This window comes from Streptomyces sp. 13-12-16 (assembly GCF_002114215.1).
GTDB lineage: Bacteria > Actinomycetota > Actinomycetes > Streptomycetales > Streptomycetaceae > Streptomyces.
The window spans coordinates 1-3,686 of sequence record NZ_NCTE01000090.1 but is presented as its reverse complement, the minus strand read 5'-3'; the positions used below and the strand labels follow the sequence as shown (position 1 = coordinate 3,686).

Here is a 3,686-nt window from a genome sequence, read left to right as displayed (position 1 = left end):
CCGGTGGCGGGGTGCACGACGCCGAAAAGGCCGCGTGATGACGGGCGAGGAAGGCACCTCGTTCGGCACCGGCTCCGGCGAGGCGGTGGACTTCGCGTGCGGCCAGGTCCGGGAGGTGTACGGGAGGACGCCCTGAGCCTCAGCGCGGTACGGCCGGGGTGGGGGCCGGGTCGCGCAGCCCTTCGGCCGCGTCGGCCACCCGCCGGATCAGGTCGATGAAGAGCGCCTGCTCACCGGCGTCGAGCGGGGCCAGGAGGACCTGGTTCATCCGCGCGGTGCGCACCGTCAGCCTGCGGTGGGTGCGTACGCCGTCGTCGGTGAGGCGCAGCAGGAAGCGGCGGCCGTCCTGCGGATCGCGGACCTTGTCCAGCAGTCCGCGCCGGATGAGCCGGCCGATCACCTCGGCGATGGTGGACCGGTCGAGGCCGACCCGCTCCCCCACGGTGCGCTGGTCCAGGCCCGGCTCGGCGACGAGCGCGTTGAGGACCGCGAACTGCGGCGAGGTGATCTCCTCGGAGACCATCGTGTTCCACAGCAGGTGGTGCGCCTGCTGGAGCCGCCGGGCGAGGTGCCCGGGATGGGTGGTGAGGTCCACGGCGGCCATGTGTGCTCCCCGGTCGTTTCATCGGTGCACTGATTTTCAGTGAGCAGCAGAAGAGTACTGGACAGAAAAGCTACCTCGTGTAAATACTCAGTGCGCTGACTAAATGGTCTCGGGTCGCCTGGAAGGGATGGGGTTCCTCGGATGGACAAGGTGGTCGCCTCGGCTGCGGAGGCGGTGGCTGACGTGCCGGACGGCGCGTCACTGGCGGTGGGCGGCTTCGGCCTCAGCGGCGTGCCGGACGTACTGATCCAGGCGCTGTACGAGCGGGGGGTCGACGGGCTGTCGGTCGTCTCGAACAACTGCGGGGCGATGGAGTCCGGGCTCGCGGTGCTGCTGGCGGCGGGCCGGATCGCCCGGGTGACCGGTTCCTACATCGGCGCGAACAAGGAGTTCGCCCGGCAGTACCTGGCCGGTGAGCTGGAGGTGGAGCTGATCCCGCAGGGCACGCTCGCCGAGAGGCTGCGCGCCGGGGGCGCCGGCATCCCGGCGTTCTACACCCCGGCCGGGGTGGGCACGCAGGTCGCCGAGGGCGGGCTGCCCTGGCGCTACGACGGCTCCGGCGGGGTGGCGCTCGCCTCGCCCGCGAAGGAGGTCCGGGAGTTCGACGGCGCCCAGTACGTGCTGGAGCGCGGCATCCGCACCGACTTCGCGCTGGTGCGGGCGGCGAAGGGCGACCGGCACGGCAACCTCGTGTTCAACAAGTCCGCCCGCAACTTCAACCCCCTGGCCGCGATGGCGGGCCGGGTGACGGTCGCGGAGGTGGAGGAGCTGGTCGAGCCCGGCGCCCTCGACCCGGACGCGGTGCACCTGCCGGGCGTCTTCGTGCAGCGGGTGGTCGCCCTCACGCCCGAGCAGGCGGCGGACAAGAAGATCGAGCGGCGGACGGTGAGCGGCTGATGGCCTGGACACGGGAAGAGATGGCCGCGCGGGCGGCCCGGGAGCTGAGCGACGGCCAGTACGTCAACCTCGGCATCGGCCTGCCCACGCTCATCCCCAATCACCTCCCGCCGGGTGTCGAGGTGGTGCTGGAGAGCGAGAACGGCATCCTGGGCACCGGCCCGTACCCCGCCGAGGACGCCGTCGACCCGGATCTGATCAACGCCGGGAAGGAGACCGTCACGGTCCTTCCGGGCGCCTCCTTCTTCGACTCGGCGCTGTCGTTCTCGATGATCCGCGGCGGGCACATCGACGTCGCCGTCCTCGGCGCCATGCAGGTGTCCGGACGCGGTGACCTGGCCAACTGGGCGATACCCGGCAAGCTCGTCACCGGCATCGGCGGCGCGATGGACCTGGTGCACGGCGCCCGCACGGTGATCGTGGTGACGACCCACACCGCGAAGGACGGCTCGCCGAAGATCGTGACGGAGTGCTCGCTGCCGCTGACCGGCAAGGAGTGCGTGGACCGGATCATCACCGACCTCGGCGTCCTCGACGTCACCGACGACGGACTCGTCCTCGTCGAAACCGCTCCCGGCGTGACCGCCCGGGAGATCACCGCCAAGACCGGAGCCGAACTCACCCTCGCGGAGGGGCTGTCGTGACCCACGGACTCACCCAAGCCGACATCGACGCCGAGATCGCGGCCGAGCACGCCGCGTACGAGAAGCGGGTCGCCGGCGGCGCGCCCGTCGAGCACCACCCGCGCCGCGACTACGCGCCGTACCGCTCCTCGGTGCTGCGCCACCCGAAGCAGCCCCCGGTCGCCATCGACGTCACCAAGGACCCCGAGCTGGTGGAGCTGTACTCCCCCGCGTTCGGGGAGCGGGACATCACCGAGATCGACAACGACCTCACCCGGCAGCACACCGGCGAGCCCGTCGGCGAGCGCATCACCGTCTCCGGCCGGCTGCTGGACCGCGACGGGCGGCCGGTACGCGGCCAGCTCGTGGAGATCTGGCAGGCCAACTCGGCCGGCCGGTACGCCCACCAGCGCGAGCAGCACGACGCCCCGCTGGACCCGAACTTCACCGGCGTGGGCCGCACCCTCAGCGACGACGAGGGCCGCTACCACTTCACCACCGTCCAGCCGGGCCCCTACCCGTGGCGCCAGCACCTCAACGCCTGGCGGCCCGCCCACATCCACTTCTCCGTCTTCGGCTCGGCGTTCACCCAGCGGCTGGTGACGCAGATGTACTTCCCCGGCGATCCGCTCTTCCCGTACGACCCGATCATCCAGTCGGTGACCGACGACGCCGCGCGGCAGCGGCTGATCGCGACGTACGACCACGACCTGTCGGTGCCGGAGTTCTCGATGGGCTACCACTGGGACATCGTGCTCGACGGACCGCGGGCCGCCTGGATGGAAGAGGGGCGCTGACCCACCATGACGAAGATCGACACCACTCGTCCGGAGACCGTGCTGCCCACCCCGTCGCACACGGTCGGCCCCTTCTACGGCCACGCGCTGCCCTTCCCCGGCGGTGAGGACATCGCGCCCGCCGGGCATCCGGACACCGTCACCGTGCACGGGTACGTGTACGACGGCGAGGGCCGGCCGCTGCCGGACGCACTGCTGGAGCTGTGGGGGCCGGACCCCGGGGGGAACATGCCGACGGCGGACGGTTCGATGCGCCGGGACCCGGCGAGCGGCGGCTTCCTCGGCCGCAACGGCGTGGAGTTCACCGGCTTCGGACGGATCCAGACCGACGCGAACGGCCACTGGTACGCCCGTACGCTGCGCCCCGGAGCACGCGGGGGGAACGCGCCGTACCTCAGTGTGTGCGTGTTCGCGCGGGGCCTGCTGGTGCACCTGTTCACCCGGATCTACCTGCCGGGCGACGAGGCGGCGCTGGCGGCGGACCCGCTGCTGTCCCGGCTCGACACCGGGCGCCGCGACACGCTGGTCGCGGACGAGGAGGGCGCCGGCACGTACCGTTTCGACATCCGCCTTCAGGGCGAGGGCGAGACGGTCTTCCTGGAGTTCCAGTGACATCAGCCGATTCCGACACCGGTCTGCTCGCCCCCGGGTGGGCCGGTTCCCCGGCCGCCGCCGAGACGGCGGACGCGGCGTTCCTGCGGGCGCTGCTCGACGCGGAGGCCGCGCTGACCCGCGCCCAGGCCGCACTGGGGCTCGCCCCCGCCC

At 71.9% G+C, this 3,686-nt stretch carries 5 protein-coding genes and 1 pseudogene; 5 read left to right on the top strand and 1 reads right to left on the bottom strand.

All coding sequences use genetic code 11. From position 1 onward, the window contains the following. Nucleotides 1–139: 139 nt before the first annotated feature. Nucleotides 140–604: a MarR family winged helix-turn-helix transcriptional regulator gene (locus B7767_RS04415; RefSeq protein WP_085570961.1), complete on the bottom strand. Its 465-nt coding sequence runs from the start codon at nt 602–604 to the stop codon at nt 140–142. Between the two features lie 141 nt (nt 605–745). Here B7767_RS04415 and B7767_RS04410 point away from each other — a divergent pair, with 141 nt between their 5' ends. The 5 genes and pseudogenes from B7767_RS04410 to B7767_RS47760 form a co-directional block, all read left to right on the top strand. Beyond that, nucleotides 746–1,501: a CoA transferase subunit A gene (locus B7767_RS04410; protein WP_085570960.1), complete on the top strand. Its 756-nt coding sequence runs from the start codon at nt 746–748 to the stop codon at nt 1,499–1,501. Beyond that, nucleotides 1,501–2,145, top strand: a complete 645-nt coding sequence (locus tag B7767_RS04405) for a CoA transferase subunit B (RefSeq protein ID WP_085570959.1) — start codon at nt 1,501–1,503, stop codon at nt 2,143–2,145. Before B7767_RS04410 ends, B7767_RS04405 begins: the two co-directional genes overlap by 1 nt. After that, nucleotides 2,142–2,921, top strand: coding sequence for a protocatechuate 3,4-dioxygenase subunit beta (pcaH, locus tag B7767_RS04400; RefSeq protein ID WP_085570958.1), 780 nt, complete (start codon nt 2,142–2,144; stop codon nt 2,919–2,921). Before B7767_RS04405 ends, pcaH begins: the two co-directional genes overlap by 4 nt. Before the next feature lie 6 nt (nt 2,922–2,927). Next, nucleotides 2,928–3,533, top strand: a complete 606-nt coding sequence (pcaG, locus tag B7767_RS04395; protein WP_085570957.1) for a protocatechuate 3,4-dioxygenase subunit alpha — start codon at nt 2,928–2,930, stop codon at nt 3,531–3,533. Next, nucleotides 3,530–3,686: pseudogene (locus tag B7767_RS47760) on the top strand (3-carboxy-cis,cis-muconate cycloisomerase); the annotation flags it as partial. The gene pcaG and the pseudogene B7767_RS47760, both read left to right, overlap by 4 nt.

What these genes read in the sequence shown, in the direction of transcription:
- B7767_RS04415 (WP_085570961.1), bottom strand. Translation starts at nt 604, where the DNA reads ATGGCCGCCGTGGACCTCACCACCCATCCCGGGCACCTCGCCCGGCGG.
- B7767_RS04405 (WP_085570959.1), top strand. Translation starts at nt 1,501, where the DNA reads ATGGCCTGGACACGGGAAGAGATGGCCGCGCGGGCGGCCCGGGAGCTG.
- pcaG (WP_085570957.1), top strand. Translation starts at nt 2,928, where the DNA reads ATGACGAAGATCGACACCACTCGTCCGGAGACCGTGCTGCCCACCCCG.
- B7767_RS04410 (WP_085570960.1), top strand. Translation starts at nt 746, where the DNA reads ATGGACAAGGTGGTCGCCTCGGCTGCGGAGGCGGTGGCTGACGTGCCG.